The organism is Massilia sp. Masssp94 (genome assembly GCF_059491305.1).
Map to the genome: position 1 here is coordinate 7087709 of NZ_CP168501.1, position 16495 is coordinate 7104203.

Below are 16495 nucleotides of genomic sequence, written 5' to 3' on the forward strand. Positions count from 1 at the left end.
AACGCGCCAGATTGTTATTCAAGATGGAATTCTGAAGGCAAACTTTGCTAGATTATCTTTGCATCAAAATCAATCATCATGACTTCACGCTCAACCAATTAAGGAGGTCACGATGAACACCCAAACCCAACACACCCCCCGCGTCGCCCTGGTCACCGGCGCCTCCCGCGGCATCGGCGCCGCCGTTGCGAAACGTCTCGCCGAAGACGGGTTCGCCATCGCCGTCAACTATGCCGGCAACGAGGCAGCCGCCAACGCCACCGTCGCCGCCATCGAAGCGGCAGGCGGCCGCGCCATCGCCGTGCGCGCCGACGTCGCCAAGGTCGACGACGTGAAAGCGATGTTCGCGGCGATCGAGGCAAAGCTCGGCCCCGTGGACATCCTCGTCAACAACGCCGGCATCCTGCCGTACGTGACGATCGCCGAGACGACCGACGAGCAGTTCGAGCGCACGATGGCCATCAACGTCACCGGCACCTTCAACACGATGCGCGAAGCGGCCACGCGCCTGAACGAAGGCGGACGCATCGTCAATTTCTCGACCAGCGTGCTGCACATGGCGCCGCCGACCTATGGCGTGTACGCCGCCACGAAAGGCGCGGTGGAAGCGCTGACCCGCGTGTTCGCGAAAGAGCTGCGCGGCCGCGGCATCACCTGCAACGCCGTGGCGCCGGGCCCCGTCGCGACCGAGCTGTTCCTGACCGGGAAGTCGGATGAGCTGGTCCAGCAGATCGCGAACTCGGCGCCGCTGGGTCGCCTGGGCCAGCCCGAGGACATCGCCGGCGTCGTGTCCTTCCTGGCCGGTCCGGACGGCGGCTGGGTCAACGGCCAGGTCCTGCGCGCCAACGGCGGCATGGCCTGAGGAGATCGCAACCATGGACCAGGCAGTCATCCTCATCACGGGCGCCGGCAGCGGCATCGGCAAACTCTCGGCACAGGCGCTGGCCCGCGCCGGCCACACGGTCTACGCGTCGATGCGCGACGTCGCAGGACGCAACGCGGCCCGCGCCGCCGCAGCGCGCGACTGGGCGCGGCAGCACGGCGCCGACCTGCGGCCGCTCGAACTGGACGTGCTGTCCCAAGCCTCGTGCGACGCGGCCGTCGCGGCGGTCGTCGCGGAACAGGGCCGGCTGGACGTCGTCGTGCAGAACGCGGGCCACCTGGTCGTCGGCCCAACCGAAGCCTTCACGGCCGAGGAAGTGGCCAAGGTGCTGGACACGAACTTCCTCGGCGCCCAGCGCGTATTGCGCGCGGCCCTGCCCCAGCTGCGCGCCCAGGCATCCGGCCTGCTGCTGTGGATCTCCAGCACGACGACGAAGGGCGGCTTCCCGCCTTTCCTCGGCCCGTACGGCGCGGCGAAGGCGGCGCTGGATTCGCTCGCGGTGTCGCTGTCGTACGAAATCTCCCGCTTCGGCATCGAGACCGCGATCATGGTCCCCGGCGCGTTCACCCGCGGCACGGAGCACTTCCCCAGCGCCGGCAAGCCGGCGGACGCCGCACGGATCGCCGCGTATGCCCGCTACGACGGGGTGCTGGACCAGGTGGGCGAACGCCTCGACGCGTTGACGCCGCCGGAAGCCGATCCGCAGGCCGTGGCCGATGAACTGGTGCGCATCGTCGGACTGCCGCGCGGCCGGCGGCCGTTCCGTACGGTGGTCGACTTCGTCGGCGACGGCGCGCGCGAGGTGCTCGAGGTGGCGGAGGCCGTGCGCGTGGACTTCGCCCGCCGCATCGGCATCGCCGACCTGCTGGTGCCAGCCGCGCCGACCGTATAATCGCAGAGGGAGGTGGCGCATGTCGACGCAGATGGACCGGTTTCAGGAAATGCAGATTTTCGTGCGCATCGTGGAGCGCCGCAGCTTCACGCAGGCCGCCGAGGACCTCCTGATCCCGCGCGCCACCGCGACCAATGCGATCAAGCGGCTGGAAAACCGCCTCGGCACGCGCCTGCTGGAACGGACGACGCGCGCCGTCGCGCCCACGCAGGACGGCGCCGCTTACTACGAACGGTGCGTGCGCCTGCTGGCCGACCTCGACGAAGCGGAAGACGCGTTCCGCGGCAGCGAGCCCGCGGGCCTGCTCCGGGTGAACCTGCAGCCGACGCTGGCCCGCTACTTCGTCTTTCCCGCGCTATCGGGATTCCTCGCGCGCTATCCGCGCATCCAGCTGCACGTGGGGGAGGACGACCGCCTCGTCGACCTCGTGCGCGAAGGCGTCGACTGCGTGCTGCGCGCGGGCCAGCTGCACGATTCGTCGATGGTGGCACGGCGCGCGGCCGACATCGAGCAGGTGACGGTCGCGAGTCCCGCCTACCTCGACCGCTTCGGCACGCCGGCCGCGCTGGCGGATCTCGTGCATCACCAGGCCGTGCACTACGTGTCGACGGCGACGGGCCGGCCATATCCGCTGGAATTCATGACGGACGCGGGCCTGAAGCTGGCGACGCCGCCCGGAATCGTCTCCGTCACCGGCACCGAAGCCTACACGGCGGCCGCGCTCGCGGGCCTCGGCCTCGTGCAGGTGCCGCGCTACCGCATCGCCGGGCAGCTCGCGGACGGCCGTCTCGTCGAGGTGCTGGCGGACGTACCGCCGCCCACCATCCCCGTCTCCGTGATGTATCCGCACGCGCGCCAGCTGTCGGCGCGCGTGCGCGTGTTCGCCGACTTCCTCGTGCAGTGCTTCCGTCAGACGTAGTCCGCGTCGTCCAGCAGCATGTCCTCGAAAAACGCGCCGAAGCGGCGCCGCGGATCGAGCAAGTGGATCTCGAGGATCCAGCGCATGTCCGATGGCGCATGGTCGTAATCGGCCAGTGCGCCCGTGTGCAGCGCCGCGTGCGGGAAGTCGGAGACGCGGTGGCCCGGCAGGTCCGGATCGAGGTCCCAGCCCAGGTCGCGGGCACGCCGGTCCGCGAACTCGTACAGCTTCCTGCCGCTCCAGTCCTGCGTCTTCCACGCCTGGCGCACCTCATGGAACAGGCGCTCGGCGTCGGCGGCGCAGCGCGCATACCCGGGCACGTCACCGACCGTGAACGTGGCGCCGCCGTCGCCTTCCCAATGCGCCACGCGCGGCGCGATGTCGATGAAGAAGATGTCGTGCTCGCCCAGCACGATGCCGGGTGTCGACGCGCGCTTCATCGGCAGGATCGTGTTGGCGCCGAAGCGCACGCGCACCGGGTGCCAGCTGAGGGTGTGGCCCCGCGTGGCGATGACGTCGCGCGCCATGGCCACGGCGTCTTCTTCCACCATGCCGGGCCGGATGCGCCGCGCGATCGCGGCGATGGCCTTGCGGGTCTCACGACGCGCGCGCAGCATGCCGTCGACGGAGAATGCGGGGCCCACGCGTTCTGCGGTATTGTCCATTGTCGTCCTTTCGTGTGTTGGGGATGACGCCATTCTGGCGCCGGGCCGCGCGCCGACGCCGGCAGCGTGCACCGGTTTCCCGCCACGGTGCGCGCATTTCCCGCCACGCCCCGCCGCGGCCACGCGCGCGCGGCTATAGTGATGGCGTGCTTGTCGATCCCAGGAGCCCGCGCTTGCCCACCATCGCCATCCTCGCCTTCCCCGGCGTGCAGTCGCTCGACGTCACCGGACCGCTCGACGTGTTCGCGGAAGCCAACCGTTTTCTCGCGCCGCGCGACCATTACCGCATGCGCGTGCTCGGCACGGTGGACGGCCCCGTCGCGTGCTCGAACGGGATGCTGCTGCAACCGCACGCGCGCTACGACGAAGGCGACGGCGCGCCCGACCTGCTGCTGGTCCCCGGCGGCCCGGACCTGCCACGCCGGCCGGCCGATACCGCGCTCGCCGCGTGGCTGCGCACGATGAGCACCCGCTGCGCCCGCATCGCGTCCGTCTGCAACGGCGCGTTCCTGCTCGCCCACGCGGGCCTGCTGGACGGCCGCCGCGCCACCACGCACTGGAACGACGTCGCGCTGATGGCCGCGCGCTTTCCGCGGGTGGCCGTCCAGCCGGACCGCATTTTCGTGCGCGACGGTCCGGTCTATACGTCGGCCGGCGTCACGGCGGGCGTCGACCTTGCGCTGCACCTGGTCTACGAAGACCACGGCGCGGACGTATCGCTGAACGTGGCCAAGCGCCTCGTCGTGTTTACCCAGCGCAGCGGCGGGCAATCGCAGTTCAGTCCTTACCTGACGCCGTACGTGGGCGACGATTCCGTGCTGCGCACCGTCCAGGACCACGTGCTCGCCCACCTCGACGCGCCGCTGACGGTGGCCGACCTCGCGCGGGTGGCGGCGCTGAGCGAGCGCCACTTCGCGCGCCAGTTCGCGCGCGCGGCCGGGGTCACGCCGGCGGAATTCGTCGAGCGGGCGCGCGTGGACGCGGCCAGGGCCCTGCTCGAACGCTCCGACCGGCCCCTCAAGACGGTCGCGCACCGCTGCGGGTTCGGCACCGCGGCGCGGATGCGCGCGGCGTTCCTGCGCCACCTGGGCGTCAGCGCGCTCGATTATCGCCAGCATTTCGGCGCATTCCGCCAGCGTGATTAATTCCTGGCTGCAACGCCATGCCAAGCTCGTGCCTCCGCTTCGCCGGTCGTGGCAGAATGTGACTCAACGAAGCTCCTCATGACACGACATGCAGACCCCATCGATACCGCTCGACGAAGCGCGCCGGTTGACGGCGCTGCACGCCACCCGCCTCCTCCACAGCGCCCCCGAGGACGCGTTCGACCGCATCACACGCATGGCGAGCCGGCTGCTGAAGATGCCGATCGCGCTGGTCTCGCTGGTCGCCGAGGAAGATCAGTGGTTCAAGTCGCGCTGCGGCATCGACATGACCGGCACCCGCCGCGAGATCTCGTTCTGCGGCCACGCGATCCTCGACCACGAACCGCTGATCGTCCCGGACGCGACGCAGGATGCGCGCTTCGCCGACAACCCGATGGTCGTCAATCCGCCGCACGTGCGCTTTTATGCGGGCGTGCAGCTGTACTCGATCGACCGGATGCCGCTGGGGACCCTGTGCGTCCTGGACCGCGTGCCGCGCACGCTGAACGAGGAGGAACTGGACATCCTGCGCGACCTCGCGCGCATGACGGAACAGCTGATCCACTTCCGCCAGCTGGCGACCGCAGCGCAGTCGCTGCACTCGCACGTCTACGTCGACAATGCGAATCCCGACCTCGCGGCGGCCGCGGGCCAGGTCGAATTCCTGCTCACGCACGACGTGCTGACGGGCCTCGCGAACCGCCAGGTGCTCGTGCGGACGATCGGCCAGAACCTGGACAAATGGAAGAGCGACGGCCTGCACACGCTGGTCGCGACGATCAACATCGACAAGTTCAAGCGCCTCAACGAGCTGCTGGGCCACCATGAAGGCGACAAGGCGCTCGTCGCAATCACGTGGAGCCTGCAGAACCTGCTGCGGCCGGGCGACATGCTGGCGCGCGCCGGGAGCGACGAATTCGTCGTGCTGCTGCCGGGCCTGGGCGACGACAGCGTCGCGCGCGACCGCTTGCGCCAGCTCCTGCAGGCCGCCACGCGCGAATTCAAGACGCCGGGCGGCGCGATCCCCCTCACGTGCAGCATCGGCTATGCGATCTTCCCAGAGGACGGCACCGACGGCGACCTCCTGCTGAACAACGCGACGATGGCCGTGCGCCGCGCCAAGGTGCTGGGCGGGGGCCAGATCCAACGCTATTCGGAAGAACTGAACCAGGCATTGCAGCGCAAGCTCACGCTGGAAAACCAGTTGCGCCATGCGATCGAGCGCGGCGAACTGTATTTGAACTATCAACCCAAGACGGACCTGCACAGCGGCGGCGTCGCCGGCCTGGAAGTGCTCGTGCGCTGGAAGCATCCCGAGCACGGCAGCATCTCCCCGGCCGAATTCATCCCGATCGCCGAGGATTCCGGCCTCGTCGTGCCGATCGGCGAATGGATCCTGCGCACGGCCGTGGCCCAGCGCCGCGCGTGGACCGATGCCGGCGTGCCCGACGTGCCGGTGGCCGTCAACCTGTCCGGCAAGCAGTTCCTGGGCACGGACGTCGTGGCGCTCGTCGGCGCCGTCCTCCGTGAATCGGGCCTGCCTCCGCGCCTGCTGGAGCTGGAACTCACGGAAAGCATTTCGATGGACGACCCGGTCCGCACCGCGGACCTGATGCGCCAGCTGCGCGAACTGGGCACCACGCTCAGCATCGACGATTTCGGCACCGGCTATTCGAGCCTCAGCTACCTCAAGCGCCTGCCCGTCGACAAGCTGAAGGTCGACCGCTCGTTCGTCCTCGACGTGCACCAGAGTGCCGAATCGCTGGCGATGGTGAAGGCGATCATCGCCATGGCGCACACGCTGCGCCTGGAAGTCATCGCCGAGGGCGTCGAGAACGATGGGCAGCTGGCCGCCCTGCGCAGCGCAGGCTGCGACCAGATCCAGGGCGATTACTTCAGCAAGCCGCTCGACGCCGACGCCTGCGCCGAGTACCTGCGCAAGCACGGGGCCGCCACCAAGGCGCTGCCGGCCGCAGCCGCGTCGCACTAAGCAGTAAAGACGGCCTCGCGCAACACGATTCCGGCAAATTCATGGCCGGAATTGTGGAATCCCTCATTAAGGCTTACAATGGTGACACGGAGCGTTGCCTAAATTCATGAGGCACATCCGTCGCTCAACGGGTCCGTCGCTTTCGGCCGCACGGACCGCATCCGAATCATTGCAAACCAATCCCATAACTATGCGTTACTCGAGTAACCATAAGGCCGAAACGCGCCAGCGCATCATCGGCGAAGCGTCGCGCCGCTTCCGCAAGGACGGCATCGAAGGCACGGGCCTCGTGCCGCTGATGAAGGCGCTCGGCCTGACCCACGGCGGCTTCTACGCCCATTTCGAATCCAAGGACGCGCTCGTGCAGGCTTCGCTGGAGGCCGCCGTCCAGCAGACGCTGGAACGCTGGCTGCCATCGGCGGACGCCGCGCCGCGCGCCGTCATCGACCATTACCTGTCGGCGGAACACCGCGACGAACCGGGCGAAGGCTGCCCGCTCCCCACGCTGGCCGCGGAGCTGGGCCTGCGCGGCCAGCCCAGCGCGACGGCCGACGCCATGGTAGCGCGCATGACGGCGCTGCTGGCCGAGTGCCCCCTGGCGCCCGCCGCCGGCGACGCGGGCATCGTCGCCCTCGCCGCGATGGTCGGCGCGCTGACGCTCGCGCGCGCCGTGTCGGACCGCACCGCATCGGACGCCATCCTCACGGCCGTGCGCGGCGCCATGCAACCGGCCGAACCGGAGGCTTGATCCCGTCACCGGCCGCGCCGTTCCACTGCCGCGCCGCCGAACACGAGCTGCTGGACGAGCGGCCGTTCGGTAAAGCGCTGCGGGAAGATGGGCGCCGGCCGGCTGGCCGCATTTAGGCGCGTCACGTGGTCCGGATCCAGTTTCACGTCCAGCGCGCCCAGGTTGTCCTGGGCCTGCGCGAGCGTGCGCGCGCCGATGACGGGCGCCGTGACGGCCGGATGCAGCAAGGTCCACGCGAGCGCCACCTGCGCCGCGCTGGCGCCGGTCGCGCGCGCGACGGCCTTCACTTCCTCCGCGATGCGCAGCGACGCCTCGTTCAACAACCCGGTCGACGCGATCACGCCCTTGCGCGTGTCCGCCACGCCGGCCGCGTCGTTCGTGGCGAGGTCGGACGCCCCGTACTTGCCGCTCAGGAGACCGCCGCCCAGCGGCGACCATGGCATCACGCCGAGTCCCAGCGCGCGCGCCATCGGCATCAGTTCGTGTTCGACGCTGCGCTCGACGAGGCTGTACTCGATCTGCAGCGCGACGAACGGCGACCAGCCGCGCAGGTCGGCGATCGTCTGCAACTGCGCCACGCGCCACGCGGGCGTGTTGCAGATGCCCAGGTACAGCACCTTCCCGGCACGCACCAGGTCGTCGAGAGCGCGCAGGACTTCGTCGGGCGGCGTCGTATCGTCCCAGGCGTGCAGGTGCAGCAGTTCGATGCGGTCGGTGCCGAGCTGGCGCAGGCTCTGCTCGACGGAGCGCACGAGATTCATGCGGTGGTTGCCGCCCGAATTCGGATCGCCTGGAGCGCGCGCCATCGTGAACTTGGTCGACAGGACGATGCGGTCGCGCCGCCCTTCCATCAGCTTGCCGAGGATGCGCTCGGACGCGCCGTTCGTGTAGTTGACGGCCGTGTCGACGAAATTGCCGCCGCGGTCCACGTAGACGTCGAAGATGTTCCGGGCCTCGGCTTCGTCGGCGCCCCAGCCCCAGTCCTGGCCGAAGGTCATCGTGCCGAGCGCCAGCGGCGAGACGCGCAGGCCGGAGCGGCCCAGCAGGCGGTATTGATCGAGTGCGGTCATGGTGATCTCCTGTGCGGTTGAAAGTGGGCACAGTGTCGGGCCGCACAGCCGATCGGCGGTAGCGCAAACGTCGCACAAGCTTGCACGATCGTCCGGCGGCGCGCACACCCGCCTGCTGGCCTGCTATCCTTGCCGCCATGGATACGCTCGCCCTCTTTGCCGCCGCCATCGCCCGCCACGCCCCCGTGGACGGTATTCACGACACCGTTCTTCCGGGCGTCCGCCTTATCCGATCGTCCAGCCCGACGATGCCCATGCCCGTGCTGTACGAACGGACCGTATGCCTCGTCGCGCAGGGCCGCAAGCGCGCCGTGCTCGGCGCGACGGCCTTCGTGTACGACCCCGCGTACTACCTCGTCGCATCCGTCGAACTGCCCGTGACGGGCGCCGTGATCGAGGCGTCGCCGGAGCGGCCGTATTTGTGCCTGAGTCTCGACCTGGACATGGTGATGCTGGGGGACCTGGCGGTGCGGCATCCTCCTGCCGATGAGGATGGTGGAGAAGACGTGGGCATGGCACTGAACCGGACGACGCCCGAACTGCTCGACGCGGCGCTGCGACTGGCGCGGTTGCTCGACACGCCGGCCGACATCGATGCGCTGGCCCCGCTCGTCACGCGCGAGATCCTGTACCGGTTATTGACGGGCGCCGGCAACCGCATCGTGCGCCGCATGGCGCGTGGCGACAGCCGGCAAAACCAGATCGCCCGCGCCATCGTCTGGCTGCGCGCGCATTACGCGCGCGACTGCCGCATCGACGAGATGGCCGACGTGGCGCGCATGAGCCGGTCGACCTTTCACGCGCATTTCAAGGCGGTGACGGCGATGAGTCCTCTCGAATTCCGCACGCAGTTGCGCATGCAGGAGGCCAGGCGGCTGATGGTGGCCGAGGGTATGGATGCGGCCAGTGCGGGGTATCGGGTGGGGTATGAAAGTCCGTCGCAGTTCAGTCGGGATTATGTGCGGTTGTTTGGGGTGCCGCCGGGCAGGGATGCGGGCAGGTTGAGGGAGACGGCGGGCGTGGCGCACTGAAGCCGATCAGCGCCTCTCGACGCCGGCGCCCGCTGGTTGGCCGACCGCAACGCGGCCAACACTGCCGAAGGTCAGTGGGCGGTTTCACCAAGTGTCGTGCGCAGTCCATCAAATCCCGACTTGTACATCCCGGCGACGATTTCCTTTGCCTTGGCGTCATCCACATCCTTGGCCGCCGGGTCGCGCTTGAACCGGCTCTTCCACGTGATTGTGCTGCCCTTGCCCGAAGGTGCCACGGCGAGTCCTCATCCTGCACAACCTCGAGCACATTACCCGAAGCCGATAGTGCGCAGCCCACTCGACCCGCCCACCCGCATCGGTCATCTCCCGCGGCATCCCCAGATGGTCCGTATGCAAATGCCGCAGCTCGGCCCGCGCCGCGCCCTCCCGACCAGCGACAGCATCCATCCGCGCCAGCGGCACAAACGCATCCTCGCCATACACGCACGTCCGCGAATGACTCCCGCACTGCTCGCTGAAACAAGCCATCATGAGTCATGAGCCACAATTCGTTTCCCAAGAAACTCATAAAAATTCTCTGCATACAGAATGTGCTCTCCCGACGGAAGCCTGAGATATATCGAACATTCGCCGTCTTTGAAATTCATATAGTCAAAGAAGAAAACTTCGCCAAGATCAGTTTCGCTAATGACAAGTTTTGAATCATCAAGCAAGCCAGCCTTGCGATTCATTAAGTGGCGAAAAACTATGTCTCCCCCATTAGCCGACTCGAAAGGAATTCCGTAAATGCTATAAATCTCTTCCCCTCCGACTTCACCGCCTGCATATCGTTTGAGAAACCATTTATATGATTCCGGCAATTTGCGGTTTAGTGCATTTTCTGCATTTGCCAGCCATTCATCCTCGACCGCATCGGACGATAATCCAAAATTAATGATCGACTGATGGGCCGCGATCAATTCCTCAACTCCCGCTGCTGTTAAAGGTGTACTCACAATCTGTTGTGCCCCATACCCCTCGGATCTCCCCGCTCTGCACATAGTTTGAGAAACCATTTGTACAATCGTGGCAACTCACGATTTAGCTTTTCTTCCGCCTTCATAAGCCATTCATCGTTGACCGCATCAGAGGGTAACCCAAAATTAATTACCGATTGATGGGCAGCAACTAATTGTTCCACCTCTGCCGCTGCCAAAGAGACCATTATCGTCGTCATGCAACTTCGTCGAGTTCGCAAGCTTCGACTTGGCGCCCAATGACGTAGCACTGTCCGTCCTCGCGCACTTCATCCAGGGAGCTCGGATCGCCAGCCAGACTGTAATCGCCGTCAATATCAATACACCACAAATCTCCAAAGTTAAGCAGTTTCACTCCGGAGGATATGGAATTAAATTGATTTCCCTTAACTTTTGCAACGAGCTCCTCGACGTCTCCAACCACCACTTTAACCTTGCGCCAAACGTTGCCGTCCAGCTTATGATTTCGAGCGTAAAGAACTATTTCTGCAGCGAGCGGCTCGTTAGATGTGTAAAAGTACCTGAACGATAAAATTAGACCGTCGTCAAAACGCCCATCCTGGCACTCAAGCAATAGCAGAAGAAACGGCCGGAACTATTCGTCAAGCGCATCTACGATCAAACGGGACTCGACACTTTGCGTCTTTCTGTTACGGCCTCAGCAACGATGCGCAAGAATGGAGTCCAGTCGCAGACGTGCGCCGTCCTGCAGAACTTCGCTGATATTGCTTTTTTCACGCACGCATTCGACAACCATTTTTGCGAGATTATTGGACGCAACGTCTTCGAAAACAAACTCCAATAGCCCACTCATTAGTCAATAAATCCTGCTGCATGCTCGGCGGCTTGCATGATTATGACATAACCTGCAATGCTGCTCCGGGCACAAATTCTTCGCACACATATACATGGATGGGACTTTCGCCAAAACTCCATTCAATGATCGACTTGATTTCATTCCAGTCACCCCCTCCCAATCCAGCACCAATGCGCGGCATATAAATTTCAGAAATTTCGGCATCGGTTAGAAGTTTCTTTAATCGAGTCATCGAAATTTTTATGGCTGAAACGTCAGCCTTTGACCTCCAGATCCTTTGCGTTCCCAAGTTGTATATTCTGGTCGCACCGTCAGTCCACTCAAAGACATCGCCTAGAACGAAGGCACCAGTCTTGCATAATTCTCGATACCGTGCGTACATCAATGGCCATTTTTCACGAAATGTAACGGCAATGCCTTTCCCCATTGCGCCAGCACAGTTACAACCGTGCGCAAATGCTTGAGGCGAGCTCACTGCAAATATATCGCCTTTGCAAAATATGACGGTCACTGCTTTTTTCCTTCAGCCCAAATTCTCTCAAATGTTTCTCGATCCAATTCTTCCGCCTCTTGATCCGATTCATCAAATTCTGGCTGATCAGTAAAAGGATAATCTTCACTATACTGAGATCCAGGTTCAGCCCAATAAATTTCGGAACCAAACACATCGATTTGCCGAGTGATTAAGTTCTCGGGCGACACCTCGCAATAGAACTTCCCCACTTCACCCTTAAGCGATTCAGAGTAGAAACAATAGTACCGCATCAAAATGTCCTTCCTGTCCGTACGATACGACCCGTCAAATCCATGTCATTTTTGTTCAGTATAAATTGAACATGTTCGCGGAATTCTGTGCCGGATGAATTAAGACCTTGCCTAACCGGAAGACCGGTAATGTCGATCTCAACAAAATTCGTAAGTTTCCCCAACTTTCTAGGATCATTAAACAGGAATCGTGAAGCCTGTCCGCCTGAGATGACTCCATTACCTAGCTGCTCTGCCGACAGCTGCCCCACCGTGCGTGCCCCAACCATTTCTGGCGCCAAATCAGTGAGGTATTGCCCATCGCCGTAACGAGCATGTGTTACTCCTGTCGAAACCCGCAGTTCTTGTGAACTGATAATTCCCCGCATTCCTGCCTCATCAGTGTAATGAAACAGGGTTTGCCTGCCACCAGTATAAGCGGCGCTCGGCAGTCGATCTGCTCCGCCCGCAACTCGGAGACGATTTTATTCGCATCATTCGCGTTACTGGTCTTGCATGGACTTAGACCGAGCGGATCGACCGAGGCTGTTGGATTGGCAGAGTATGCGAAAGTGTTTGCCCCGCCAGACAATCCGATGGGATCAATCGAAACAAATCGCCCAATGTCCGGATCATAATAACGGGACCGGTTGTAATGCAAGCCCGTTTCGCTGTCGAAATACTGCCCCTGAAACCGAACAGGCTGTGCCTCCCCGATCTCATCGGGCGACACCACCTCCGGCGAATCCTGCTGCGCAACCTCAAGTACATTCCCCCACGCACGATACCGCGCAGCCCACACGACCCGCCCACCCGCATCGGTCATCTCCCGCGGCGTCCCGAGATGATCCGTATGCAAATGCCGCACCTCAACCCACGCCGCGCCGTCCGCGCCAGCAACAGCGTCCACGCGCGCCAGCGGCACGAACGCATCCTCGCCATACACGTACGTCCGCGCATGACTCCCCCGGTTCTCGCACAGCAACCGGTTCCCATCCCACACGAACCGCGTGACGCCAAACGCATCCCGCTTCGCAATCCGGCGTCCGAACGGATCGTAGGCATAGCTGACCGTCTGCGCAGTATCGATCTCCCCGCGCGCCACCACGCTGCGCACCAGCTGATGCGCCGGATTCCACTCGAACCGCATCCGCGTATGCTTGCCGACCAGCTTCTCGACCACGTTGCCGTGCGCATCGTAGTCATAACGCTTGTCCTCGTACACCCGGATGCGGTTGCCCTCGACGCGCCCGACGGCCGCCACTGTCGTGTCGAGCATGTTGTGCGCCGGATCGAACCCAAAGCGCTCGCTCGACTGCGGCTGCACGGCCGACAAAATGCGTCCGATCGGATCGTAGCTGTAGCGTGTCACACCGTTGCGCTGGTCGTCGATCGATACGAGGTTGCCAACTTCGTCGTACTCGTACTGCCGCGCGATGACGGTCGACGCGCCCTCGCCCGCCGTCTGCGACAACAGCCGCCCCACGGGGTCGTACCGGAACTGGCTGACGAGCGTCCCCTGCGAGCGGGCGATCATCCGGTGCGCCCGGTCCCCGTTCGATGTCGGTAATGACCTCGCCGTCCAGGTTCACCTGGTGCAAATGGCCCGAGCCGTAGTACAGGTTGTTCAGGACACGCCCATCCGGCAACGTCGTCTGCACCCGGTTGCCCAGCTCGTCGTACTGATGACGAAGGACACACGAAACGCCCGAGGCATCCGTCTGCTCCGCAATCAATTGCCCGACCGCGTCATACGTCATGCCAACCGTCGCATCCGCATTGATCGCCTGCGTCATGCGCCTCAGCGCGTCGTAGGCGAAGCGCAGCCGCATCTGCTGCGCCTGTGCCGCACCCGTCACGCGCGAAATCACCTTTTCCGTCAGCTGGCCCAGCGCATCGCGCACATACGTCGTCGCGATGGGCGTCAATTCCGTGCGCGGCGCGCAGCCCAGCTCGTCCTTGCCGACGATGAGCCCGCTGTCGTCGTAGCGATAACGCGTCACGCGCGCATCGAAACTGGTCTCTTCCGCCAGCCGGTCCAGCGTGTCGTAAACAAACCGGTGCACGTCGCCGTTCTCGTTGATCAGTTCCGCGATCCGGCGCGCCGTGTCGTAGCGGTATTCCAGCACGCCGCCGCGCGTCGATGAATTTCAGCGGCTTGCCATCGCGATCGAATTCGTAGGCGGTGCGGTGGCCCGGATTTTCCAGTGTGGTGGCATCGATATCAAGATGGACCTTGCGCCACTGGCGGCGGTAGTCGGCGCCGCGCTTCTTCGTCTTCCACCCGCCTTCACCCAGCATCTTGATGCAGGTGCAGTCGACCAGCAGATGCAAGCCCGTCGTCGTCGGGTGCGCTCCGATCATCGCCGCCAGATGTTTTTGGCGCCGGCTGACGGTGCTGAAGTCGGGAGTCTGCCAGTCCAGGCCGGCTAGCCTGAGCAGACGTTGCGTCATGCCCATCGCCTGTCGCAGTGGCAGATTGAACAGGCTTTTGATCGTCAGGCAGAACTGAATCGCCGCCTCGCTGTACCTGGGTCTGCGGCCCCGTTTGCCGTTGGCGCCGCCGTGCCAGCGCATGTCCTTGCCAGCCGAAACAGCAGCGATCGGCTCGCTCTCAACGCTTCGTCGTATTCCTTCCAGTTGGTCGTTCGGTATTTCGGTCTGGTTGGCGCGCACATGCCGCTGGTTTACCCATGGTCCGGCTCGGCCTCTGCAGGGACAGATTTGTGCAACAAAGCCAGTACGGACACAGCCGAGTTTCTTATCGCGCCCTCCGTGCCTTTTTTACCGGTCAATCATTTCCGCGGATCAAAGAAGTCATCTTTCTCACGATAAAAATTTATGGCGAAGATGATTTCCGAAACAGACGCTCCAGGATTTCTCTTCCGCTCGAAATTAACTACATCTCGAAAAGTTTCCATATCAAATAGTTGCCGCACATTCCTAACTTCCGCAATCTTTGGCAGATGCGTCCCTGGAACGACGTCTTCGAGTTCTTCATCCCCTTCCAAAACGAGGATCTCTGTGTGCTGAGGATCGCCCTTCCACGCACTTTCATTAATAAAAAGAGCCGAATCCCAGTAAAGCCCGTGTAACTCACCAAGCAAATCCTGAATCGATTGATATATTTTCATAAACACTCCTAAAATTAACGGCAACGGGTTCCGCCACCCCATGTGTTCCGACCGCCAACACCATTTGCATGATAGTCAAGATGGCGCGACGCGTGATCCGCTCTGTCAACCAATTGCAGCGTCGTCAAATTTATATTTTCGTTTTGTGAGAATGGGTTAAATATCCATAAGAAATTATCTATCTTCCCAGTGCCAAATAAGTTTATAAACTCTTTGTAATCTTTGGGAAGAGAAGTTGCAAGCGTGGCTTCAATCTTCGACCAATCATGCTGTTGGGGAGCTTCGTTTGGATTGTTTGGCGGAGTAATCAATCTTGCGATGTCGCTGATGCTCATTTTTAGGTTGCCCGAGCCGTATTACAAGTTTTTCCGAACATGGCCATCCGGCAGCGTCGTATTCACAATATGGTACCGGGTCATTATCACGCTCGACCTGGACAATGTTTTTCGTGGCGTCCCCTTGGCTCGATGTCCTGTTTTACCTATCCCTTGAAAAGCCTTATCTCTTTGGTTTTACTTCATCAGTCCTACCGCAATTCCATGACAGGACCGACTCGATCTTTCGAGAATAGTTGCGTCTGCTTGTCCGAAGCGGGCTCTAAGCCGCCGAAGAAATTGGCGATGCGATATTTGACGCTGAACCCTTTAGCCCAACGATAAAGCTCTTCAGATGTCGATATACCTGCTTTCTTGCAATCGAAACTTGAAAAAAGCAATGAGACATCGCTGATGTCATCATAATGAATTATACGCAACGTTACACACTCAACTAAGTTCTCACCGACACTCAGGTGTTTGAGATTAGCGGTGCACGCAACGTCTTCATCGCCAGCTGCGATTTTCGACAAGTAGGCCGAGTCGAGAACAGAATCCAGTCGCAAGGGTACGCCGTCCCGTACCACTTCGCTGACGTTGTTCTTTTCACGCACGCATTCGATAACCATTGCCGCGAGATGACTGGGCGAAACCTCTTCGAAAACAAACTCCAATAGCCCGTTCATTAGTCAATGAATTCTTTAAAGGTCTTATCTTGATTCAACCGTACTCCACGACCATCAGGCAAACGCTTTTCCAGAAAGACCAGATTCCCATCCGCTATCGGTGAAAAGTCACCGGGAGCCCGAATGATATCCTTCAGGTGGAACTTGCCTTGCTCGTTCCAAGTGGTCATTTTTCCTTTAATCTTCCCCCATACCTCGGCCCCAGAAACAGACGGATTGCTAAACGTAACAGGTCTTCCGCTATGTTTAGCAAGCGCATGCCCGACGATAGTAGATCCTTTATAGGGCACTTGTGCAGATGACAGAACTGTCTTGGTCTCAGATAGGGTAAGACCCCATGAGGCTGGCGTCGCGATCTTATTCGCCCCTTCCGTATTGCCATTTTTACATGGACTCAGTCCTGCCGGATCCACCCAGCCAACTGGGTTAGACGCATAACCATAACCATTTGTACCGCCAGCTAGGCCAATCGGATCAATC

21 protein-coding genes and 1 pseudogene are annotated in these 16495 nt (G+C 62.2%); 7 read left to right on the forward strand and 15 right to left on the reverse strand.

Annotation, left to right across the window (positions count from 1 at the left end; translation table 11 throughout):
* The first annotated feature begins 112 nt into the window (after positions 1–112).
* Genes ACEN9G_RS31115 through ACEN9G_RS31125 form a run of 3 tightly spaced genes read left to right on the forward strand, consistent with a single transcriptional unit; the run spans position 113 to position 2694 of the window.
* On the forward strand, positions 113–862 hold the full coding sequence (locus ACEN9G_RS31115; protein ID WP_483127515.1) for an SDR family oxidoreductase: 750 nt from the start codon (positions 113–115) through the stop codon (positions 860–862).
* A 13-nt stretch (positions 863–875) separates the two neighbouring features.
* Positions 876–1775 (forward strand): SDR family NAD(P)-dependent oxidoreductase, encoded by a 900-nt coding sequence (locus ACEN9G_RS31120; RefSeq protein WP_440963329.1) that lies wholly within the window; start codon positions 876–878, stop codon positions 1773–1775.
* Between the two features lie 31 nt (positions 1776–1806).
* On the forward strand, positions 1807–2694 hold the full coding sequence (locus tag ACEN9G_RS31125; RefSeq protein ID WP_413345336.1) for a LysR family transcriptional regulator: 888 nt from the start codon (positions 1807–1809) through the stop codon (positions 2692–2694).
* On the opposite strand, the gene ACEN9G_RS31130 is transcribed toward ACEN9G_RS31125, so the two are convergent.
* Positions 2685–3359, reverse strand: a complete 675-nt coding sequence (locus ACEN9G_RS31130) for a M24 family metallopeptidase (protein WP_413345334.1) — start codon at positions 3357–3359, stop codon at positions 2685–2687. The two genes, ACEN9G_RS31125 and ACEN9G_RS31130, sit on opposite strands and share 10 nt — an antisense overlap.
* 173 nt (positions 3360–3532) lie before the next feature.
* On the opposite strand from ACEN9G_RS31130, the gene ACEN9G_RS31135 reads away from it, so the two are divergent.
* The 3 genes from ACEN9G_RS31135 (at position 3533) to ACEN9G_RS31145 (ending at position 7242) form a co-directional block, all read left to right on the forward strand.
* Positions 3533–4504 (forward strand): GlxA family transcriptional regulator, encoded by a 972-nt coding sequence (locus ACEN9G_RS31135; RefSeq protein WP_483127516.1) that lies wholly within the window; start codon positions 3533–3535, stop codon positions 4502–4504.
* An 88-nt stretch (positions 4505–4592) separates the two neighbouring features.
* Positions 4593–6494, forward strand: a complete 1902-nt coding sequence (locus ACEN9G_RS31140; protein WP_413345166.1) for a putative bifunctional diguanylate cyclase/phosphodiesterase — start codon at positions 4593–4595, stop codon at positions 6492–6494.
* Between the two features lie 190 nt (positions 6495–6684).
* The gene (locus ACEN9G_RS31145) at positions 6685–7242 is read left to right on the forward strand and encodes a TetR/AcrR family transcriptional regulator (RefSeq protein ID WP_495605505.1); all 558 of its coding nucleotides are present in this window, start codon (positions 6685–6687) and stop codon (positions 7240–7242) included.
* A gap of 5 nt (positions 7243–7247) precedes the next feature.
* On the opposite strand, the gene ACEN9G_RS31150 is transcribed toward ACEN9G_RS31145, so the two are convergent.
* Positions 7248–8312: an aldo/keto reductase gene (locus tag ACEN9G_RS31150; protein ID WP_483127518.1), complete on the reverse strand. Its 1065-nt coding sequence runs from the start codon at positions 8310–8312 to the stop codon at positions 7248–7250.
* A 137-nt stretch (positions 8313–8449) separates the two neighbouring features.
* On the opposite strand from ACEN9G_RS31150, the gene ACEN9G_RS31155 reads away from it, so the two are divergent.
* Positions 8450–9343, forward strand: coding sequence for an AraC family transcriptional regulator (locus ACEN9G_RS31155; protein ID WP_413345647.1), 894 nt, complete (start codon positions 8450–8452; stop codon positions 9341–9343).
* Positions 9344–9414: 71 nt separating this feature from the next.
* Here ACEN9G_RS31155 and ACEN9G_RS31160 read toward each other — a convergent pair whose 3' ends face one another.
* The 13 genes and pseudogenes from ACEN9G_RS31160 to ACEN9G_RS31220 form a co-directional block, all read right to left on the reverse strand.
* Positions 9415–9579 (reverse strand): SRPBCC family protein, encoded by a 165-nt coding sequence (locus ACEN9G_RS31160; protein WP_413345649.1) that lies wholly within the window; start codon positions 9577–9579, stop codon positions 9415–9417.
* Positions 9500–9835, reverse strand: a complete 336-nt coding sequence (locus tag ACEN9G_RS31165; protein WP_483127519.1) for an RHS domain-containing protein — start codon at positions 9833–9835, stop codon at positions 9500–9502. Before ACEN9G_RS31165 ends, ACEN9G_RS31160 begins: the two co-directional genes overlap by 80 nt.
* Positions 9832–10299: an SMI1/KNR4 family protein gene (locus ACEN9G_RS31170; RefSeq protein WP_413344916.1), complete on the reverse strand. Its 468-nt coding sequence runs from the start codon at positions 10297–10299 to the stop codon at positions 9832–9834. Before ACEN9G_RS31170 ends, ACEN9G_RS31165 begins: the two co-directional genes overlap by 4 nt.
* Positions 10296–10520 (reverse strand): SMI1/KNR4 family protein, encoded by a 225-nt coding sequence (locus tag ACEN9G_RS31175; RefSeq protein WP_413344918.1) that lies wholly within the window; start codon positions 10518–10520, stop codon positions 10296–10298. The genes ACEN9G_RS31170 and ACEN9G_RS31175 overlap by 4 nt, the downstream gene beginning before the upstream one ends.
* 654 nt (positions 10521–11174) lie before the next feature.
* Positions 11175–11648 (reverse strand): macro domain-containing protein, encoded by a 474-nt coding sequence (locus tag ACEN9G_RS31180; RefSeq protein WP_413344919.1) that lies wholly within the window; start codon positions 11646–11648, stop codon positions 11175–11177.
* Entirely contained in the window at positions 11645–11803 is a 159-nt protein-coding gene (locus ACEN9G_RS31185) for a hypothetical protein (protein ID WP_156403799.1), read from the reverse strand. The genes ACEN9G_RS31180 and ACEN9G_RS31185 overlap by 4 nt, the downstream gene beginning before the upstream one ends.
* A 98-nt stretch (positions 11804–11901) precedes the next feature.
* Positions 11902–12270 (reverse strand): HYD1 signature containing ADP-ribosyltransferase family protein, encoded by a 369-nt coding sequence (locus ACEN9G_RS31190; RefSeq protein WP_413344921.1) that lies wholly within the window; start codon positions 12268–12270, stop codon positions 11902–11904.
* Positions 12222–13418: an RHS repeat domain-containing protein gene (locus ACEN9G_RS31195; RefSeq protein WP_483127520.1), complete on the reverse strand. Its 1197-nt coding sequence runs from the start codon at positions 13416–13418 to the stop codon at positions 12222–12224. The genes ACEN9G_RS31190 and ACEN9G_RS31195 overlap by 49 nt, the downstream gene beginning before the upstream one ends.
* A gap of 665 nt (positions 13419–14083) precedes the next feature.
* Positions 14084–14559, reverse strand: a pseudogene (locus tag ACEN9G_RS31200) (IS5 family transposase); the annotation flags it as partial.
* 117 nt (positions 14560–14676) lie between these two features.
* The gene (locus ACEN9G_RS31205) at positions 14677–15015 is read right to left on the reverse strand and encodes a DUF7716 domain-containing protein (protein ID WP_413342491.1); all 339 of its coding nucleotides are present in this window, start codon (positions 15013–15015) and stop codon (positions 14677–14679) included.
* Positions 15016–15029: 14 nt separating this feature from the next.
* Positions 15030–15350, reverse strand: coding sequence for an SMI1/KNR4 family protein (locus ACEN9G_RS31210; RefSeq protein WP_413342489.1), 321 nt, complete (start codon positions 15348–15350; stop codon positions 15030–15032).
* A gap of 191 nt (positions 15351–15541) precedes the next feature.
* Positions 15542–16015 (reverse strand): Cdi1I family immunity protein, encoded by a 474-nt coding sequence (locus tag ACEN9G_RS31215; RefSeq protein ID WP_413342487.1) that lies wholly within the window; start codon positions 16013–16015, stop codon positions 15542–15544.
* Positions 16015–16428 (reverse strand): tRNase toxin domain-containing protein, encoded by a 414-nt coding sequence (locus tag ACEN9G_RS31220; protein ID WP_495605570.1) that lies wholly within the window; start codon positions 16426–16428, stop codon positions 16015–16017. The genes ACEN9G_RS31215 and ACEN9G_RS31220 overlap by 1 nt, the downstream gene beginning before the upstream one ends.
* Positions 16429–16495 lie beyond the last annotated feature (67 nt).